Annotated in this window: 15 protein-coding genes; 8 read left to right on the top strand and 7 right to left on the bottom strand. The window is 62.1% G+C overall.

Annotated features, from left to right (window positions below; genetic code table 11):
* Positions 1-8 precede the first annotated feature (8 nt).
* The 4 genes from lpxK to D886_RS0122565 form a co-directional block, all read right to left on the bottom strand.
* Complete coding sequence (gene lpxK / locus D886_RS0122580; RefSeq protein WP_027596068.1) at positions 9-1,019, bottom strand: tetraacyldisaccharide 4'-kinase; 1,011 nt, start codon at positions 1,017-1,019, stop codon at positions 9-11.
* A complete protein-coding gene (locus tag D886_RS0122575) occupies positions 1,019-1,453 on the bottom strand; it encodes a biopolymer transporter ExbD (protein ID WP_027596067.1) in 435 nt (144 codons plus the stop codon). The genes lpxK and D886_RS0122575 overlap by 1 nt, the downstream gene beginning before the upstream one ends.
* Positions 1,450-2,085, bottom strand: a complete 636-nt coding sequence (locus D886_RS0122570; RefSeq protein WP_027596066.1) for a MotA/TolQ/ExbB proton channel family protein — start codon at positions 2,083-2,085, stop codon at positions 1,450-1,452. Before D886_RS0122570 ends, D886_RS0122575 begins: the two co-directional genes overlap by 4 nt.
* Positions 2,086-2,264: 179 nt before the next feature.
* Positions 2,265-4,481: a DNA internalization-related competence protein ComEC/Rec2 gene (locus D886_RS0122565; protein WP_027596065.1), complete on the bottom strand. Its 2,217-nt coding sequence runs from the start codon at positions 4,479-4,481 to the stop codon at positions 2,265-2,267.
* Between the two features lie 141 nt (positions 4,482-4,622).
* On the opposite strand from D886_RS0122565, the gene D886_RS27205 reads away from it, so the two are divergent.
* A complete protein-coding gene (locus D886_RS27205; RefSeq protein ID WP_143491078.1) occupies positions 4,623-5,249 on the top strand; it encodes a DUF2062 domain-containing protein in 627 nt (208 codons plus the stop codon).
* On the opposite strand, the gene D886_RS0122555 is transcribed toward D886_RS27205, so the two are convergent.
* From D886_RS0122555 to D886_RS0122545, 3 genes are all read right to left on the bottom strand, one after another.
* Complete coding sequence (locus D886_RS0122555; RefSeq protein WP_016500910.1) at positions 5,133-5,912, bottom strand: ABC transporter permease; 780 nt, start codon at positions 5,910-5,912, stop codon at positions 5,133-5,135. The two genes, D886_RS27205 and D886_RS0122555, sit on opposite strands and share 117 nt — an antisense overlap.
* Positions 5,909-6,841 carry an ABC transporter ATP-binding protein gene (locus tag D886_RS0122550; protein ID WP_027596064.1) on the bottom strand — a complete coding sequence of 311 codons (933 nt, stop codon included), beginning with the start codon at positions 6,839-6,841 and terminating at the stop codon, positions 5,909-5,911. Before D886_RS0122550 ends, D886_RS0122555 begins: the two co-directional genes overlap by 4 nt.
* Positions 6,842-6,974: 133 nt before the next feature.
* Positions 6,975-7,598, bottom strand: coding sequence for a glutathione S-transferase (locus D886_RS0122545; RefSeq protein WP_027596063.1), 624 nt, complete (start codon positions 7,596-7,598; stop codon positions 6,975-6,977).
* A 284-nt stretch (positions 7,599-7,882) separates the two neighbouring features.
* Here D886_RS0122545 and D886_RS0122540 point away from each other — a divergent pair, with 284 nt between their 5' ends.
* The 7 genes from D886_RS0122540 to D886_RS0122510 all read left to right on the top strand — a co-directional run bounded on the left by D886_RS0122540 (position 7,883) and on the right by D886_RS0122510 (position 17,236).
* Positions 7,883-10,330: an acyl-CoA dehydrogenase gene (locus tag D886_RS0122540; protein ID WP_027596062.1), complete on the top strand. Its 2,448-nt coding sequence runs from the start codon at positions 7,883-7,885 to the stop codon at positions 10,328-10,330.
* 83 nt (positions 10,331-10,413) lie between these two features.
* Positions 10,414-10,824: a PA2817 family protein gene (locus tag D886_RS0122535; RefSeq protein ID WP_027596061.1), complete on the top strand. Its 411-nt coding sequence runs from the start codon at positions 10,414-10,416 to the stop codon at positions 10,822-10,824.
* A 182-nt stretch (positions 10,825-11,006) separates the two neighbouring features.
* On the top strand, positions 11,007-11,549 hold the full coding sequence (locus D886_RS0122530; RefSeq protein WP_027596060.1) for a fimbrial protein: 543 nt from the start codon (positions 11,007-11,009) through the stop codon (positions 11,547-11,549).
* Positions 11,550-11,633: 84 nt separating this feature from the next.
* Positions 11,634-12,386, top strand: coding sequence for a molecular chaperone (locus D886_RS0122525; protein WP_027596059.1), 753 nt, complete (start codon positions 11,634-11,636; stop codon positions 12,384-12,386).
* 33 nt (positions 12,387-12,419) lie between these two features.
* Positions 12,420-13,304 carry a FimD/PapC N-terminal domain-containing protein gene (locus D886_RS0122520; RefSeq protein ID WP_027596058.1) on the top strand — a complete coding sequence of 295 codons (885 nt, stop codon included), beginning with the start codon at positions 12,420-12,422 and terminating at the stop codon, positions 13,302-13,304.
* Positions 13,305-13,540: 236 nt separating this feature from the next.
* On the top strand, positions 13,541-15,667 hold the full coding sequence (locus D886_RS0122515) for an autotransporter outer membrane beta-barrel domain-containing protein (protein ID WP_155951458.1): 2,127 nt from the start codon (positions 13,541-13,543) through the stop codon (positions 15,665-15,667).
* 63 nt (positions 15,668-15,730) lie between these two features.
* Positions 15,731-17,236 carry a hypothetical protein gene (locus tag D886_RS0122510; RefSeq protein WP_256215265.1) on the top strand — a complete coding sequence of 502 codons (1,506 nt, stop codon included), beginning with the start codon at positions 15,731-15,733 and terminating at the stop codon, positions 17,234-17,236.
* The last annotated feature ends 39 nt before the right edge of the window (positions 17,237-17,275 follow it).

Below are 17,275 nucleotides of genomic sequence, written 5' to 3'. Positions count from 1 at the left end.
AAAGGGGCTCAGGGCGTTGGGTGCCCAGGCAGCAGGCGCTGCAACTGGCTGTCGAACCAGGCGCTGAAGGCAGGCGACGGCTGCGCCTCGACGGCCAGGTACCACCAGTCGTCAGCGGCGAAGGCACGGCATTTGACTGCATCTTTCTCAGTCATCACCAACGGTAACGGCGGCGTGAACGACAGGCGCTCGGCGCTGAACTGCGCATGGTCTGCGAACGGGTGCGGCACCGGCTGCCAGTTTAGCCCTTGCAGGGTATTGAAGAAACGCTGCGGGTTACCGATGCCCGCCACCGCGTGCAGGCGCTGGCCAGGCGGGAACAGATTCACGCCACGCCGCTCACCGCTGCGCACATTGACCAGTGCCGAGGGCTGCAAGCTGAAGGCAAAGCCCGCGGGTGAGTCGGCGCGAGCACCGTTGAACAGCACTGCGTCGGCTTCTTGCAGGCGCTCGGCCGGCTCGCGCAGCGGCCCGGCGGGCAGGCAGCGGCCATTGCCCAGGCCGCGGGCGGCGTCGATCAGCACCAGCTCCAGGTCTCGCGCCAGGCGGTAGTGCTGCATGCCGTCATCGCACAGGACCAGGTCAAGCGGCTCACTGGCCAGCAGCGCCTGCACCGCACGCGAGCGGTCGGGGTCAATCATCAGCGGTACGCCCGTGCGCTGGACGATCAACAGCGGCTCGTCACCAGCCTGGTCGGCAGCCTGGTCGGCCTCAACGCGCCAAGGCAGGTGAGCTGGCTTGGCGCCATAACCGCGGCTGACCACACCGACCTTGAGCCCCTGCCGGCGGCAATGCTCGATCAGCCAGAGGATCATCGGCGTCTTGCCAGTGCCACCCACGGTAATGTTGCCCACCACGATTACCGGCACCGGCGCGCGGTAGCTGGCACTTTCGCCACTGAGAAACCGCGCACGCTTGCGCGTCACCACGCGGCGGTACAGGGCTTCAAGCGGGCGCAGCAGCGCCAGGGCCGGGTGCCCGGCGTACCAGGCGGCGAGCAAACGGTCGGCAAAGGCCATCAAGGCGTCCCCTGGGCTGCCTCGACGGTGGTCATGCGCAACTGGCTGAAACCGAGCTTGCCGGCCGCATCCATCGCAGTCACCACGGCCTGGTGCGGTGTCTTGCCGTCGGCGCTGATCGCCAGCGGTAACGTGTGATCGCCGCCCGACTCACGCTCAATGGCCTCGCTCAAGGTGGCCAGGTCGCTTTTGGGCAGCAGGTTGTTGTTGACCGAATACACGCCCTCGGCGCTGATGGTGACTTCCACCAGTTTGCGCTCATCGGCCGGTGGCTGCTCGGCGCTGGCGGCCTCGGGCAGTTCGACGCGCAGTTGCGTCTCGCGGGTGAAAGTGGTGGTGACCACGAAGAACAGCAACAGGACGAACACCACGTCGATCAGCGACGCCAGGTTGATGTCGACGTTTTCCCGCTGGCGGTTGCGCCGAAACTTCACGCCTTGCCTCCGGCCACTTCGACTTCACGGTCGCCCTGGATCACTTCCACCAGTTTGATCGCCTCTTGTTCCATGCCAACCACCAGCTCATCGATGCGGCGCAGCAGGAAACGGTGGAAGAACACCGCCGGGATACCGATCATCAAGCCTGCTGCGGTGGTGACCAGGGCCTTGGAAATACCCCCGGCCAGCACGGCGGCGTTGGCAGTCATCTGCGAGCCCATGAAGGCGCTGAAAATGTCGATCATGCCCAGCACGGTGCCCAGCAGGCCCAGCAACGGGGCCATCGCGGCAATGGTGCCAAGGGTGCTGATGTAACGCTCCAGCTCGTGGATGACGCGCGATGCGGCCTCCTCGATGCACTCTTTCATGATTTCGCGGCCATGGCGCGAGTTGGCGAGGCCTGCGGCAAGGATTTCGCCCAGCGGCGAATCGGCGCGCAGGGCCTTGAGCTTGTCACTGGTGAGTTGCTTGTCCTTGATCCACATCCAGACCTGGCCCAGCAGGTGTGGCGGGGTCACGCGACTGGCGCGCAGGGTCCACAGGCGCTCGACGACGATAGCCATGGCAACGATGGAACTCAGAATGATCGGCAGCATCATCCAACCACCGGACTTGACCAATTCCCACACAGTAAACGCCCCTTCGGAAAAAGGCCGCCACTCTACCATAGGACCGCCGGGGGCTCATCTGCCGAAGGTCAGGGAATTGGCCGGACCCACTTACCACCTTGGTGACAGTCCAGATACATCACCAAACCTGAAAGCAGTGCTGCACCTGTGGGAGCGGGCTTGCCCGCGAAAGGGCCCGATCAGCCACTGCCCGCTTCACGCCAGAAGCGCCGCTGCCCCCGCACCCCCTCAACGTCACCCTGCCCCCCCAGCACCAAGCGCAACGCGCCCTCCACCGCTGTATCATGAATCGCCAGCCCATGCCGCCGATAGCGCTCGAGCACCTGGGCATGCGGATGACCAAAACCATTGTTGCGCCCCCGCGAAATCAGCACCCCACGTGGCGCCGTGGCGCGGATGAATGCCTCGGTGGACGAGCTGCGACTGCCATGGTGCGGGGACTGCAGCCAATCGATGCGGGGTGTTTCAGTGGATGCCAGCCAGGCCCGTTCGGCAGCGGCTTCCAAATCGCCTGCCAACAGCAAGCGCTCCCCTTGCGCCTCGACCAGCAGCACGCATGAGCGGTCGTTGCTGCTCTGCCCTTCAGCCCAATGCCACAGGGAAAAACGCACGCCATCCCACTCCCATTGCTCACCCGTGACACACGGCTGCAGCCCAAGACCCTCCAGCCCCTCGCCACCGAGCACCCGCGTGACCGGGATGCCCTGCGCAATGGCCAGCGCGCCCCCGGCATGGTCGGCATGGGCGTGGCTGATCAGCATCGCATCCAAGTGGCTTACGCCCAGCTTGCGCAGGGTCGGCAGCACCACCCGCTCCCCCGCGTCGTACTCCCCTTTTGCTGGCCCCGCATCGTAGAGCAGGCTGTGCTGGCGGGTACGCAGCAGCACCGCGAGCCCCTGGCCGACATCCAACTGCCAGACTTCTACCTGCCCCAAGGGCACCGACTCGCGGGGCACCCATAACGCCAGCAGCATGAGCCCGCCCAACCCCCGCAAGGGCACGCCACGGGGTAGCAGCACCAGCAACGCACCCAGGCACACCACTGACCAGGCCCACAGCGGCAAGGCTGGCGGCACCCACGCCGGGCGCCAGCTCGCGGCCAGGGCCAGGACCCTGAACAGCACCTCCAGCAAGCCCCCGGCCAGCCACAGCAACGCTTCGCCGACACCCGCCACGGGCAACAGCAGCGTGCCCAGCAAAGCCAACGGCAACACCGCAAGGCTGACCGACGGCACCGCCAGCAAGTTGGCCAGGGGCGCACTCAGGCTCACTGGCAAGCCAGTGGCCAGCAGCACCGGCAGCAAGCCGATGGCGATCACCCACTGCGCACGCGTCCAGGCCTGCCAGGGCCGCCAGCCGCCCAAGCGGGCACTGAAGCAGTAGATCAAGGTCGCCACGGCGGCAAACGACAGCCAGAACCCCGGCAACAGCGCCGCCAAGGGTTCGAACAACAGCACCGCGACCAGCGCCAGCAGCAATGGCAGCATTGCGCCAAGGTGACGAAAGCGCAGACGCCAAAGCAACACTACCGCCAGCATCAGGCAGGCCCGCTGCACCGGCACACCGCCACCGGCAAGCCAGCCGTAGGCCAGCGCTGCGGTCATCGCCAGGCCGCAGGCCGAGGGAAGCCAGGGCAGCTGCGCGGGCCACAGGCCCCAGCGTGCCAGCCCGGCAACCAGGCCATAGAGCAACCCCGCCACCAGGCCGATGTGCTGCCCGGAAATCACCAGCAGGTGCACCGTGCCTGTGGCCTGCAGCGTCTGCCAGTCCTCGCGGGGCAGGCCCGCACCGTCGCCCAGCACCAAGGCCACCAACGCCGCTTGCCGGCCATTGGCCTCGACCGCCAACAACCGTTGCCGCAGTTGGTCTCGCCAGCTGCCCGCTACAGCGCTCAATACCTGCCCGGCCTTGACCGTGCCAGTAGCCCCCACTCGCCGAGCCAGCAACTGTGCCTCTCGATCAGGCCCATGGGGGTTGAGCAGGCCGGCAGGCCGCTGCAAGGTCACTGCCAACCGCCACTGTTCGCCCGCCCGCACAGCCGGCCCGTTGAACCAGCTCAGTTGCAAGCGTTGCGGCAGTTCGCCGCGCCGTGAGTGGGGCTGTTCCAGTTCGAAGCGCACGCCATGCGCGGTACGGCTCGGCAGGCCGACAACCTTGCCCTCCAGCCACAACGTGCGGCCATCCAGTTCAGGCGCGAGTCGATCATCCAGCGCTCGCTGGGCCGACCCGCACGCCCAGCACAGGCCCAACAGAAACCAGCCTACTGGCCAAAACCGCGTGAACAGGCTGGCAACACCACCGACAAACAGCAGAAGTAGCCATCCGACCGATGGCAATATGGGGAGAAAGCCCAGGCAGAGCAGCCCGAGCGCGAGCGCAAACATCCCTGTGCGCATGAGGTAGAGCTCCGCTGCGAAATGACCTTCTCAGGCATAGCGCAAATGCCGGCAAAGCTTGCTCAACAATTGTCACAAACTCTAAACGAGGCCGTTAAGGAATCAAGGCATACTGCCCCGATCAACGCCCCGGGAGCCTACATGCCGCGCCGACTTTTCAAACGCTACATGCCGGATCCGACCAGCATTCGGGAACACAAGTCCTTACGCTTTTTCGGCACGTTGCTGCACGACCCGAACCTCTGGCACCTGAACCGGCACTCGGTGGCCCGGGCCATGGGTGTGGGCCTGTTCGCGGCGCTTATCCCCATCCCCATGCAGATGCTGCTGGCCGCTGCGCTGGCGATCCCGGTGCGCGGCAACCTGCCGATCGCGGTCAGCCTGGTGTGGCTGACCAACCCGCTGACCATGCCACCGGTGTTCTTCGTCACCTACATGACCGGCGCCTGGCTGCTGCAGATACCGCCGCGCACCCTGCCCGACGACCTGACCTTCGAATGGATCACCGACCAGCTGTCGACCCTGTGGCAACCCTTCCTGCTCGGCTCGGTGGTGTGTGGCGTGGTGCTGGGCATCCTCGCCTACTTCAGCACCTTGCTGTACTGGCGTTGGTGGGTGGGCCGGCAGTGGCGCCGGCGCAAACTCAAAGGCTCAGGCGCGCATGCCGCGGCCGCTGACCAGCAGGCGGATGCACAGGGTGTACAGCACTGCGGTAGCCACCAACATAAAGGTGATCGCCGTCCCGATACTGATATCCGACACCCCTAGGATGCCGTAGCGGAACGAGTTGACCATGTGCAGCACCGGGTTGGCCAGTGACACGGTCTGCCAGAACGGCGGCAGCAGGTTGATCGAGTAGAACACCCCGCCCAGGTAAGTCAGCGGCGTCAGCACGAAGGTCGGGATGATCGAGATATCGTCGAAGTTGCGCGCGAACACCGCGTTGACGAAGCCCAGTAACGAGAAGATGGTGGCCGTCAGCAGTACCACGACCACGGTCACACCCAGGTGATGCACCTGCAGGTCGGTGAAGAACATCGACAGGATGGTGACGATCACCCCGACCGCCAAGCCACGCAGCACGCCACCCAGCACATACCCCACAAGAATGGTGTGTGGCGACACCGGGGACACCATCAGCTCCTCGATGGAGCGCTGGAACTTGCTGCCGAAGAAGCTCGACACCACGTTACCGTAGGAGTTGGTGATCACCGACATCATGATCAGCCCCGGCACGATGTACTGCATGTAGGTGAAGCCGCCCATGTCGCCGATCTGCCGGCCGATCAGGTTACCGAAGATGACGAAGTATAAAACCATGGTGATCGCTGGCGGCAGCAGGGTCTGCGGCCAGATGCGCAAAAAGCGCCGTACTTCGCGGTAGACGATGGTGTTCAGGGCGACCCAGTTGGTGCGCAGTTCCACACTCATACGGCCACCTTCGACAGGTTTTTTTCCACCAGGGACACGAACAGCTCCTCAAGTCGATTGGTCTTGTTTCGCAGGCTTTGCACCTCGATGTTCTGCAGCGCCAGCTGGCCGAACAGTGCGGTAATGCCGATGTCCTTCTCCACCTGCACTTCCAGGGTGTGCGGGGTCAGCAGCCGGCACGGGTAGCCTTGCAGCACAGGCGGCGAGGCCAGGTCCTGCTTGATGTCGAGGACGAAGGTCTCGACGTGCAGCTTGCCCAGCAGCTGGCGCATGCTGGTGTTCTCGACGATGGTGCCGTGGTCGATGATGCCGATGTTGCGGCACAGCTGCTCGGCCTCTTCCAGGTAGTGGGTGGTGAGGATGATGGTGATGCCCTTCTGGTTGAGCTCGGTGAGGAAGCTCCACATCGAACGGCGCAGCTCGATGTCCACACCCGCGGTGGGCTCGTCGAGGATCAGCAGGCGCGGTTCGTGGATCAAGGCACGGGCGATCATCAGGCGGCGCTTCATGCCACCCGACAACGAGCGGGAAGGCACGTCACGCTTGTCCCACAGCCCCAGCTGGGTGAGGTACTGCTCGGCGCGCTCCTTGGCAAGCTTTGGCGGGATGCCGTAGTAGCCTGCCTGGGTGACGACGATGTCGAAGACCTTCTCGAACTGGTTGAAGTTGAACTCTTGCGGCACCACGCCCAGGCAGCGCTTGAGCGCCGAAGGCTCGCGGTCCAGGTCGTGGCCGAATACGTTCACCGTGCCGCTGGTCTTGTTGACCAGGGTCGAAAGAATACCGATGGTGGTGGATTTGCCGGCGCCGTTGGGGCCGAGCAAGGCGAAGAAGTCGCCTTCGGCAACGTCCAGGTCGATGCCCTTGAGGGCCTGGAAGCCATTACCGTAGGTCTTGGTCAGCTGTCGAATGGACAGGGCGGAACTCATAGCGGGCCATTTACCGAGAAAAAAGGTTCAGGACACGCCAGGCAAAGTCACTGGCGCAGTGAGTGCGGCCATGGTGCAAGGCCCGGCCACACAAGTACAGTCACATGTATTGATAATGACTATCGAGGCAGGTTCAAGTCAGCGCGGTCATCACGGCCGCCTGGTAGGCCGGGCGCTGCTTCAGGCGCGCATACCAGGCCTCCAGGTGATACATGGCCGGGCGCTCGATAGGCATTTTGAACCAGGCGTAGATGAAGCTACCCAGTGGGATGTCGCCCATGCCGATCTGGTCACCGGACAGGTACGGCTGCTGGGCCAGGGTTTCGTCGGCGATGGCTAGCAATTGCGCGCACTGCTTGTGCGCGGCGTTGATCGCCACCCAGTCGCGCTGGTCTTCCGGCGTGCGCAGCAGGCCCCAGAACAGCGGGCGGAAGGGGGTAGCGAAGGACGAGGTGGTCCAGTCCATCCACTTGTCGGCCAAGGCGCGCTGGCGCGGGTCTTCCAGGTACCAGCCCTGCTCGGCGCCGTACTCGGCGCACAGGTAGCGAACGATGGTGTTGGACTCCCACAGCGTCAGGTCGACGTCTTCGAGCATCGGCACCAGGCCGTTGGGGTTGCGGGCGCGGTAATGCGGCTCGTTGACCACGCCGAAGGCGCCGCCGGCGTCGATGGATTCGAAATCAAGGCCCAACTCGTGGGCGATCCACAGCGCCTTGCGCACATTGCTCGAATTCTTGCGGCCCCAGATCTTCAGCATGGCAACGTCCTTATGGAATGCAGAGGGTGAACAGTCTACTCCAGAGTTTTATTGCCTGTACTGGCCTCTTCGCGGGCAAGCCCGCTCCCACAGGAATCACCACAATCTTCAAACCAACGGTATCCCTGTGGGAGCGGGCTTGCCCGCGAAAGGGCCGGCACAGGCCAACAATGATCTGAAACTCCCACCGCCACACCCTGTCACTGTTCTGAACAGGCCGTTCACAGCGTTGCGTCTAAGCTGTCTGGGACGGCTCAAGCCCTTGGTTCCAAGGAGGACCGATTATGTTGCTGTTGTGGTTGGTGGTACTGGTGATCGGCGCGGCATACCTCACGCACCGGCGCCTGGCGCCCTTGCAGATACTGGGCATCATGGCAGCCTACGTGCTGCTGATGGGTATTTTCAGCAGCGCACCCGGCTGGCTGCTGGCCCTGCTGTGGGTCGTGCTGGCCGTGAAAATCGCCTTGGTGGCCCTGCCGGAATGGCGGCGCAAGGTGTTCACCGGCCCAGTGTTCAAGTGGTTCCAGCGTACCCTGCCGCCCATGTCGCAGACCGAGCGCGAAGCCATCGACGCCGGCACCGTCTGGTGGGATGGCGAACTGTTCAGCGGCCGCCCCGACTGGCGCACCTTGCTGGCCTACCCGGCACCGAAACTGACTGAAGAAGAACAGGCCTTCATCGACGGCCCCACTGAAGAACTGTGCGCCATGGTCAGCGACTGGCAGATCGGCCAGGACATGGACCTGCCCCCTGAAGCCTGGGCGCACATCAAAGCGCAGGGCTTCTTCGCCCTGATCATCCCCAAGGAATACGGCGGCAAGGGCTTCTCGGCCTACGCCCACTCGCAGGTTGCAATGAAACTGGCCACCCGCAGCGGCGACCTGGCCTCGACGGTGATGGTGCCCAACTCGCTCGGCCCGGCCGAACTGCTGCTGCACTACGGCACCGATGAACAACGCAGCCACTACCTGCCGCGCCTGGCACGCGGCGACGAGATCCCCTGCTTCGCCCTGACCGGCCCACTGGCGGGCTCGGATGCCGGCGCCATGCCGGATACCGGCATCATCTGCAAAGGCCATTGGCAAGGCGAAGAAGTCATCGGGCTGCGCCTGAACTGGGAAAAACGCTATATCACCCTCGGCCCGGTCGCGACCCTGCTCGGCCTGGCGTTCAAGGCCTACGACCCGGAGCACTTGCTGGGCGACGAAGAGGACTTGGGTATCAGCCTGGCGCTGATTCCTACCGACACCCCGGGCGTGGAGATCGGCAAGCGCCACCTGCCGCTCGGCGCCGCCTTCATGAACGGCCCCAACAGCGGCAAGGACGTGTTCGTGCCCCTAGACATGCTGATCGGCGGCCAGGCCATGCTCGGCAAGGGCTGGATGATGCTGATGAACTGCCTGTCGGTGGGCCGCTCCATCTCGCTGCCAGCAGTGGGCACTGGTGCCGCCAAGTACACCAGCCTGGTGACGGGCCAGTACGCCAATATCCGCGAACAGTTCAACGTGCCGCTGGCAGCCTTCGAAGGCATCCAGGAGTCCTTGGCGCGCATTGGCGGCAATGCCTGGCTGATGGACAGCGCCCGATTGCTGACCGCCAAAGCGGTGGACCTGGGCGAAAAACCTTCGGTGCTGTCGGCGATCCTCAAGTATCACCTGACCGAACGTGGCCGCGAGTGCATCCAGCACGCCATGGACGTGCACGGCGGCAAGGGCATCATCATGGGCCCGAACAACTACCTGGGGCGCAATTGGCAGGGTGCGCCGATCTTCATCACCGTCGAGGGGGCCAACATCCTCTCGCGCAACCTGATGATCTTTGGCCAAGGCGCCATTCGCTGTCACCCGTTCGTGCTCAAGGAAATGGCGCTGGCCGGCCGCGAAGACCGTGAGCAGGCGCTGGTCGAGTTCGATGAGCTGCTGATGAAGCACATCATGTTCGCTGCCGGCAACGCCGCCAGCACCATCGTGCTCGGCCTGGGGCTGGGGCGCCTCAAACGGGTGCCAGGCGATGCCTTGAGCCAGGGCTATTTCCGTGCCTTGAATCGCCAGGCTGCAGCGTTTGCTCTGCTGGCAGATTTGTCGATGATGCTGTTGGGCGGTGCACTCAAGCGCCGCGAGCGCCTGAGCGCTCGCCTGGGTGACGTGCTGAGCTACCTGTATCTGTCCAGCGCGGCACTCAAGCGGTATCACGACCTCGGCTCGCCGGAGCACATGCAACCTCTTCTGCGCTGGGCCATGGAAGAGAGCCTGGGCAAGGCCGAGCAGGCGCTCGACCGGCTTCTCGACAACTTCCCCAACCGCTTCGTCGGCTGCGCCCTGCGCGTACTGGTCTTCCCCTTCGGCCGCTGCCACACCGGCCCCAGCGATGAACTGGACGCCGAAGTGGCGGATCTGATTGGCCGGCAAAAGGGCGACCCGGCGCTGGAAGAACTGCTGGCTGGGTGTTATCGACCACAAGCTGAGGGTGATCCGGTCGCTGCGCTGCAGCGTGCGAGCGACTTGCTGGATGACGCCGCACCTTTGCACAAGGCACTGCATCAGGCCCTGAAGGACGGCAAGGTAAAACCTGCCGCTGGGCAATCGGCTATCGATGCTGCTGTCGAGGCTGGCGCACTGCAGCCTGCTGAGGCACAGCGCCTTCATGCCGCCGAACAGGCTCGGCGCGCAGTGATCGATGTCGATGCTTTCGATAAGGAGCAGCTGGGGCCTACACCTGGCAAGGTACGTTGAACGCTCGCGCAAAAGGGGCCGCACAGCGGTCCCTGCCAGCGTATACTCCGGCCCCGTTTTTCAGACACACCGAGGACCCTTTCATGGCCAACCCGCACCTGGAGTATCACCTGCAACTGCTGCAACACCTGCGCACCATCCTGGCTGCCCTCGGTGAAGCCGAGCAGGTGCCGGAAGAAAGCCACGCCCTATTCCTCGAGCGTTTCGACGAACTGCTCACCCTGCTGCCCCAGAACCCGCTGGAAAGCCAGTACCTCGGCCAGGACCTGCTCTGCCAAGTGATCCAGCGTTATCCGCAAATTGCTCACCTCGTGCCGCGCGATTTGTTGTGGTTCTTTGGTGGTGATTGCCTGCACTTCATGCCCGACGATGAACTCGACCTCTACCAGCAACTGGAAGAGCGCCGCCATGAAGCTGAGCAAGAGGGTGAGCCATTCGACTGGCACTTGGAAAAGCAACTACTGAGTCAAACTGACAAAGGCAGTACGCACTAAACTGAAACACCTCCCCAGCGCCTTGCTTTGCATCAAGGCGCTCCGTTAAAAATCCCACAATCAATTAGCTTATTCCTACATCCTGCAAAACTCATGGCCGTTAGTATTTGCGTCGAGGCGTTACAGGCACGCTTCGTGCAATTTCCTCACCCTCACTAACCCCTTCAACCATGAGCCACAGTATGAAACGCAAACTAATCGCACTCCCCCTAGGCCTCTTTGCCAGCTTGATGGGCAGCTCCGCCTTCGCCAGTTCCGTTTTCTTCGAAGGCACCATCACTTCTGAAACATGCCCGATCGAAATTGTTAACCCAGGCGACGGTAGCGTGGACAATCGGGTTGCAATGGGTGACGTCCCGATGGGCAGGTTCGGTGGCGTCGCCGGCACCGAAGTACGTGGTGCCACTTTTGCCGTCCGCGTACCGCCTAAAGCTAGCTGCGGCATTACCGAAAACAATGCGAATGTCACCTTTAACGGTGATCCGGACGGCAGCGGAAGCTACTTCAAGGTCAACCCTGTGAGCGGCGCCGCCACGGGTGTCTCGATCGTGATCCGCGACAGCAGCAATGCATCGATCGCGCCTGGCGGAACGTCGGTTGACTATGCACTCAACCAAACTGGGCCCACCGACCTGAGGTTTGATGCCTACTACCGCTCCACCGCCGCTACCGTAACCGCAGGTCTAGCATCGGCTCACGTCCGCTATTCGGTTGCTTATAAGTAAGCAACGCGTGTCACCCGGTGCCTTGCGCACCTCGCTAAACCATCCAGGCGTTAATGATACGCCTGGGTGCAATGGGTAACCGTTATGATCAATCCACTCAGATTCACGGCTGGCTTACGTTTTGCCGCTTGTATTTCCCTGGCCATAAGCATGCTCGCCGCCCCTGCCATCAGCCAGGCCGCTTTGACATTGAATAATACCCGCATTGTTTTCAATGGCGATAAGCGAAGCACGTCCGTCATCGTGAAAAACCCGTCCAAGAGTACGTACGCGGTACAAACCTGGATCAATACCGTCGCGGATGACACCACCACGGCTGTTCCGTTTGCCGTCTCCCCCATCTTATTCAAACTTAACGCGGCCAACGAACAACTTATTCAAATAAGTGGTTTACCCCACACATTACCGAATGACCGTGAATCATTGTTTTTTTTCAATATGCAAGAAATCCCCCAAGCCAGCACCGAACCCGGCAACCAACTCAATATCGCCCTGCGCACGCGAATCAAACTGTTCTATCGGCCGCCAGCGCTTAAGGGCACGCCCACAGGCCAATTGAAGTCTCTGGTGTTCTCGCTGAGCGAGAAAAATGGCACCCCCTCTTTGCTGGTTCGCAACCCATCGCCGTTTCACATCACCTTCGTTCGACTCGAGGTCAGCGGCCAGGGGCAGCAGCACACCTTGAACAACACCGACATGCTGGAACCCTTCGCCGAGCATGCCTACCCGCTCACGGGAATCAAGCCAGCTCCAGGCTTGCAGGCACAGTTTTCCGTCATCAATGACTATGGCGGTTACACCGAACCTCTGACGCTGCCGATCCACCTGCCTAACTAGAGCCAGCCACCACGCAAGTCGCAAGGAATCGTCATGATGTTCCTCCCCTTATCACGCTGGCGTGCGTCACGCCATCAGCGCGGCGCATTGCTGTGCCTGCTAGGTAGCTCGGCATTGATACTGGTGCCCACTGTTAAAGCGGAGACCGGCTTCCAGAGCGGCTTTCTCCGCCAGGTGCCGGGCCAGTCCGAAGACGTAGGCGCCTGGTCATTGGGCATGTTGACCCGCGACCAGGACCTTGCACCAGGCCTCTACCGGGTGAGCGTGCACGTCAACCTTGAACCACAGGGCGAGCACGAACTGGATTTCCAGCCTACCGCCGAGGGTGAGCTGCAACCTTGCCTGCCCGCCAAGTTGCTGGGTGAATGGGGTTTGCGACTTGATGCACTGGCCAACATCGAGGATCAGCATCGCGCCTGTCTGGATCTGAAGGCTGTTGTGCCCGGCGCGCAAATCGACTTCAGGGCCAGCGAATTGCGGGTGGCCATTTCGATTCCGCAAATCGCCATGCGCCGAGACGCCAGCGGCCAGGTCGACCCCGCGCACTGGGACAGCGGTATCAACGCTGCCTTCGTCAGCTATCAAGCCTCAACCCTGCAAGGCCGCAGCCGTTACACGGGCAATTACAGCAGTGACGACCTGCACTTGAACAGCGGCGTCAACCTTGGCGAATGGCGCTTGCGCAGCACTCAGTCCTGGCGTCAGGACCAACAGGGTAACCGTGAATGGACCAGGGCCCAGACTTACGCGCAACGCGATATCCCCGGGACCCGCGCCAACCTAACAGTCGGGGAAACATTCACCGACAGCGATATATTCCGTGGCATTCCTATCTCTGGCATATCCAGACCAACCGAGAACAGGATCAGCATGTCCGATCAGGGCACCAACGGTTCTTGCGACTTGACCAGGCCGTGATCCTGCACCCGCAACGGCCTGCCTCCAGGGCCGTTGCCTGGTGACGAATTTTCCATCCATTGAGTAGGAGTTTTCCTACATTTTTCGCGACCAACCGTGACTAACCTCGCGGCTTAACAGATCCGTCCCTCACAAATAAGAGAAGGGTCTTACAGGAAAACACTCACTTTGATGGTGCCCTCATGCCAAGTCGCCCTCCCTTCCCTCCCCGCCGCCGTTCACCAGCGGCTGGGTTCATGCTGTTCGGCCCCCTGCTGTTCGCCACCTCTGCCTGGGGCGAAACCCTGATCAGCGACGATACCCAGCTCGGTGCAGGCAGCACGCTGGACAGCTACCGGGTAATCGGCCCAGCCACACTTACCGCCGAGGGTGCGACGACCCTGCAGATCGCCGCCGAGGCAGGCTCCACCGTGAATCTGTCCGACAGCCAGGTCACCGCCGAAACCAACGCCAATGGCCTGTCGCTCAGAAGCGCCAGCGCCACCGTGCAACGTACCACCATCAGCAGCAACACTCGCGGCCTTGGCTTGAGCAACGGTTCGACCGCCGTGATCAGCGACAGCGTGGTCGAGGGTGGCGTCCAGGGCGCAACCATCAACGCCAGCACTGCCGAACTGCAACGCAGCGCGCTGAGGGGTACCGATGCTGCGAGCGAAGGGGTGCGCATGGTGGCGGGCACCCTGACTGCCAAAGAGGGCAGCACCCTCAGTGGTGGCAGCTATGGTGCGCGCATCCTTGAGGACAATGGCCGCGGCGGCTCCACGCTGGTCGTGGACAACAGCCTGGTCGAAGGGCGCAACGGCCCAGCAATCATGGTAGGACGCGGTGCGGGCTTCGCAGCTTCCGCACAGATCGACGTGCTCAACGGCGCTACCTTGAGCGGTGGCAATGGCGTATTGCTGGAGGTGGCGGACGACGCTTCCGCCAACCTACGGGTCAATGACAGCCACTTGCACGGCGATATCGTCGCGGCCGCCGGCGGCACCGCGAACGTGTTGCTGGAGAATCGCGCCACCCTCACGGGCCGCCTGGATAACGTCGCCAGCCTGGGAATCAACAGCGGCGCCGAGTGGGTCCTGATCGAGAACAGCCACACCAGCGACCTCACCCTCAATGAAGGTGCAGTGCGCTTCGGCGGGCCAGGGGACTTCTTCACCCTGTCGGTGGACAAGCTGGCAGGCAACGGCACCTTTATCATGGAGGCAGACTTCAGCACCGCTCAGTCGGACTTCCTTGAGGTGACGGGCACCGCCAGCGGCACTCATCAGTTGCTGATCAGCCCCAGCGGCAATGACCCGCTTGCCGACAACAGCCTTCATGTGGTGCACACCGCCGCGGGCGATGCGCAGTTCTCACTGGCGGGGGGCGCTGTGGACCTGGGTGCGTATTCCTACGACCTGGTGCAACGAGACAGCAACGATTGGTACCTGGACGTAGCTACCCGCACGGTCAGCCCTGGCACACAGTCGGTCATGGCACTGGCCAATGTGGCACCCACCATCTGGTATGGCGAGCTGGGCACCTTGCGCAGCCGCATGGGCGAGGTGCGCCGTGACCCGCGCAAAGCCGGTGGCTGGGTACGCACCTACGCCAACCAGTACAACGTTTCGGGCACCTCTGGCGCCGCTTACCAGCAACAGCAGCAAGGGCTGTCGATCGGTACCGACACACCCGTGGCTGCTGGCGACGGTAACTGGCTGGTCGGGGTCACGGCTGGCTACAGCAACTCTGACCTCAACCTCACCCGGGGCTCGTCGGCCAGCGTCGACAGCTACCATGCCGGCGCTTATGCCACCTGGCTCGATCCCGACAGCGGCTACTACTTCGACGCCGTGGCTCGGCTCAACCGGTTCAAGAACCAGGCTGACGTGCGCATGAGCGACGACAGCAAGGCCAAGGGCGATTATGCCGCCCTGGGTGCCGGCGTATCGCTGGAAGTGGGGCGCCAACTGGCCCTGGCAGATGGCTGGTTCGTCGAACCCTTCGCGCAGTTGTCCGGGCTTGTGGTGCAAGGCAAGGACTACACCCTGGATAACGGCATGCGTGCCGAAAGCGAACGCACCCGTTCGGTGCTGGGCAAAGTGGGCAGCACCGTAGGGCGCACCTTCACAGCCGGCGAAGGGCGCAGCGTGCAACCTTACCTGCGGGTTGCCGCCGTTCACGAATTCGTCAATGACAACCAGGTGAAAGTGAACGACAACCGCTTCGGCACCGACCTGTCAGGCTCGCGCGGCGAAGTGGGGGTCGGGATGGCAGTCGCCTGGGACGATAAATGGCAAGCACACGCCGACTTCGACTACAGCAACGGCAGCAAGATAGAACAGCCGTGGGGCGTTAATTTCGGCGTGCGTTACAACTGGTGACAACGAAGGGAAGGCCTAAGCGCCTTCCCTTTTTCATTCATGCATCAGAGGAAGGGAAGGTCGATGACACAGAAAAAAAGCTCCGTTGAAGCGAAAACGTCTACCAGGAAGGCACCTGCAAAGAAAGCGACCGCCAAGGACACAGCCCTCCTCGTACCTCCAAACGTGCCAGACCTGGTGCCCGATATAGAAGGAGGAATACCGAACACGGTGTCGTTCCTGGCAACCTATCTGCCCTTGCGGGTCGAATTCCCCCTGTGGGCTCACTCGAACCCCAGCGAGACGGACGAAGAATATCTAAGCCTGTACTGGAACGGCGTGCTGGTTGAAAAGAAGACCTTCAACCAGCCCATCAAGCCTGAAGAACTCTTTATCCTTGTACCCGTTCGCACTATGGTCGAAGGCCCGCACCAGTTGCACTACGAGGTCACCATTTTCAATGACACCCAAGCGGCTTCGCGGCCGCTGGATATCTACATCGACAAGACCCCACCCTTGCTGAACCAGCATGATGAAAAACTGAGCTTCTCAGACTATGTCAAACAATATGGCATCACTGACGATTATCTGAAGGACAACGGCGACCAGGCCGAAGCGACGATCCCTCCCTATACAGGTGCCGAGGTGGGTGATACGTTGGAATGGCAATGGCAGGGATACCCCGGTGAGTGGCAGACAGCCGGCATCCGTAAATTAAACCCGGACGATCTCAATCCTGATGGCCTCGAAAGCAAACCTATCAAAGTGAGTTACCCCGGTACCGTCATCCGCCAGTTTTCGACGGATGTCTGCTTTGCCCGTTATATCATTCAAGACCGGGCGGGCACAGCAGCCCAGCGTGCTGAGATGCGCAATGTGAAGTCCAATCCCAATCCCCCTCCGCGAATCTTGCTGCCACCTTTCATCAAAGAAGCAAAAGGCAACGCGTCATTCAGCACCTTGGATGTACGCGACGCGATCAATGGCGTGACATTCATCATCCCAGAAGAGGTAGAAATCAGGCCTAACGAGACTGTCACCGCCATCTGGGGCGAACCAGGCACACTGGGGGGGACCTCGGCCATCATGCCACCAGGCGTGCGTGAGGTCCGTATCCCACGTGTGTATATCCCACCGCATATGAACAGCCGGGTCGAATTGTATTATCAGATCAACAATCCTGATGTGCCGGTCTCTCCTTCGCATTATGTCGCGGTGAGGCCAATCGAAGGCCTTCCAATCGTGCAGTGCAACAAAATCCAGGATGGCGCAATTAACCTGCGCCCCCAGTGGGAAAGCGCTGCGTTCACATTGGGAGACTGGCTACTCCGGCACACGTCGCAATACGTCAACGCCTGGATTGAAGGGGTGGAGCGCGGCGACGTCTCCAAGGTCATCAGGCTTGCCATCGCCAATGAACTCCCGGTACCCACCGAGGCCGGCATCCTGACACTGGGCGCAGTGAGCAAGACCGACCTGATGAAACTGGCGCTGAACTATCAGTTCCACGTATCGGTAGAGGTCTCGTTCGACGATAAAAAGAGCTGGCTGAAATACCCCTATGCGGCGGCTACGCTTGAGCACCGGTAGATTTTTTAGTAGACCTTTTAAAAGGTAAAAAAAAACGCC

Source organism: Pseudomonas sp. LAIL14HWK12:I7 (genome assembly GCF_000483465.1).
GTDB classification, from domain to species: Bacteria; Pseudomonadota; Gammaproteobacteria; order Pseudomonadales; family Pseudomonadaceae; genus Aquipseudomonas; species Aquipseudomonas kermanshahensis.
The sequence above is the reverse complement of the archived record's forward strand: the minus strand, read 5'-3'. Positions and strand labels throughout refer to the sequence as shown.

Excerpts from the sequence above, each read along its gene's own strand:
- lpxK (WP_027596068.1), bottom strand. The coding sequence starts at position 1,019 with ATGGCCTTTGCCGACCGTTTGCTCGCCGCCTGGTACGCCGGGCACCCG.
- D886_RS0122565 (WP_027596065.1), bottom strand. The coding sequence starts at position 4,481 with ATGCGCACAGGGATGTTTGCGCTCGCGCTCGGGCTGCTCTGCCTGGGC.
- D886_RS27205 (WP_143491078.1), top strand. The coding sequence starts at position 4,623 with ATGCCGCGCCGACTTTTCAAACGCTACATGCCGGATCCGACCAGCATT.
- D886_RS0122555 (WP_016500910.1), bottom strand. The coding sequence starts at position 5,912 with ATGAGTGTGGAACTGCGCACCAACTGGGTCGCCCTGAACACCATCGTC.
- D886_RS0122550 (WP_027596064.1), bottom strand. The coding sequence starts at position 6,841 with ATGAGTTCCGCCCTGTCCATTCGACAGCTGACCAAGACCTACGGTAAT.
- D886_RS0122545 (WP_027596063.1), bottom strand. The coding sequence starts at position 7,598 with ATGCTGAAGATCTGGGGCCGCAAGAATTCGAGCAATGTGCGCAAGGCG.
- D886_RS0122540 (WP_027596062.1), top strand. The coding sequence starts at position 7,883 with ATGTTGCTGTTGTGGTTGGTGGTACTGGTGATCGGCGCGGCATACCTC.
- D886_RS0122535 (WP_027596061.1), top strand. The coding sequence starts at position 10,414 with ATGGCCAACCCGCACCTGGAGTATCACCTGCAACTGCTGCAACACCTG.
- D886_RS0122530 (WP_027596060.1), top strand. The coding sequence starts at position 11,007 with ATGAAACGCAAACTAATCGCACTCCCCCTAGGCCTCTTTGCCAGCTTG.
- D886_RS0122525 (WP_027596059.1), top strand. The coding sequence starts at position 11,634 with ATGATCAATCCACTCAGATTCACGGCTGGCTTACGTTTTGCCGCTTGT.
- D886_RS0122520 (WP_027596058.1), top strand. The coding sequence starts at position 12,420 with ATGATGTTCCTCCCCTTATCACGCTGGCGTGCGTCACGCCATCAGCGC.
- D886_RS0122515 (WP_155951458.1), top strand. The coding sequence starts at position 13,541 with ATGCTGTTCGGCCCCCTGCTGTTCGCCACCTCTGCCTGGGGCGAAACC.
- D886_RS0122510 (WP_256215265.1), top strand. The coding sequence starts at position 15,731 with ATGACACAGAAAAAAAGCTCCGTTGAAGCGAAAACGTCTACCAGGAAG.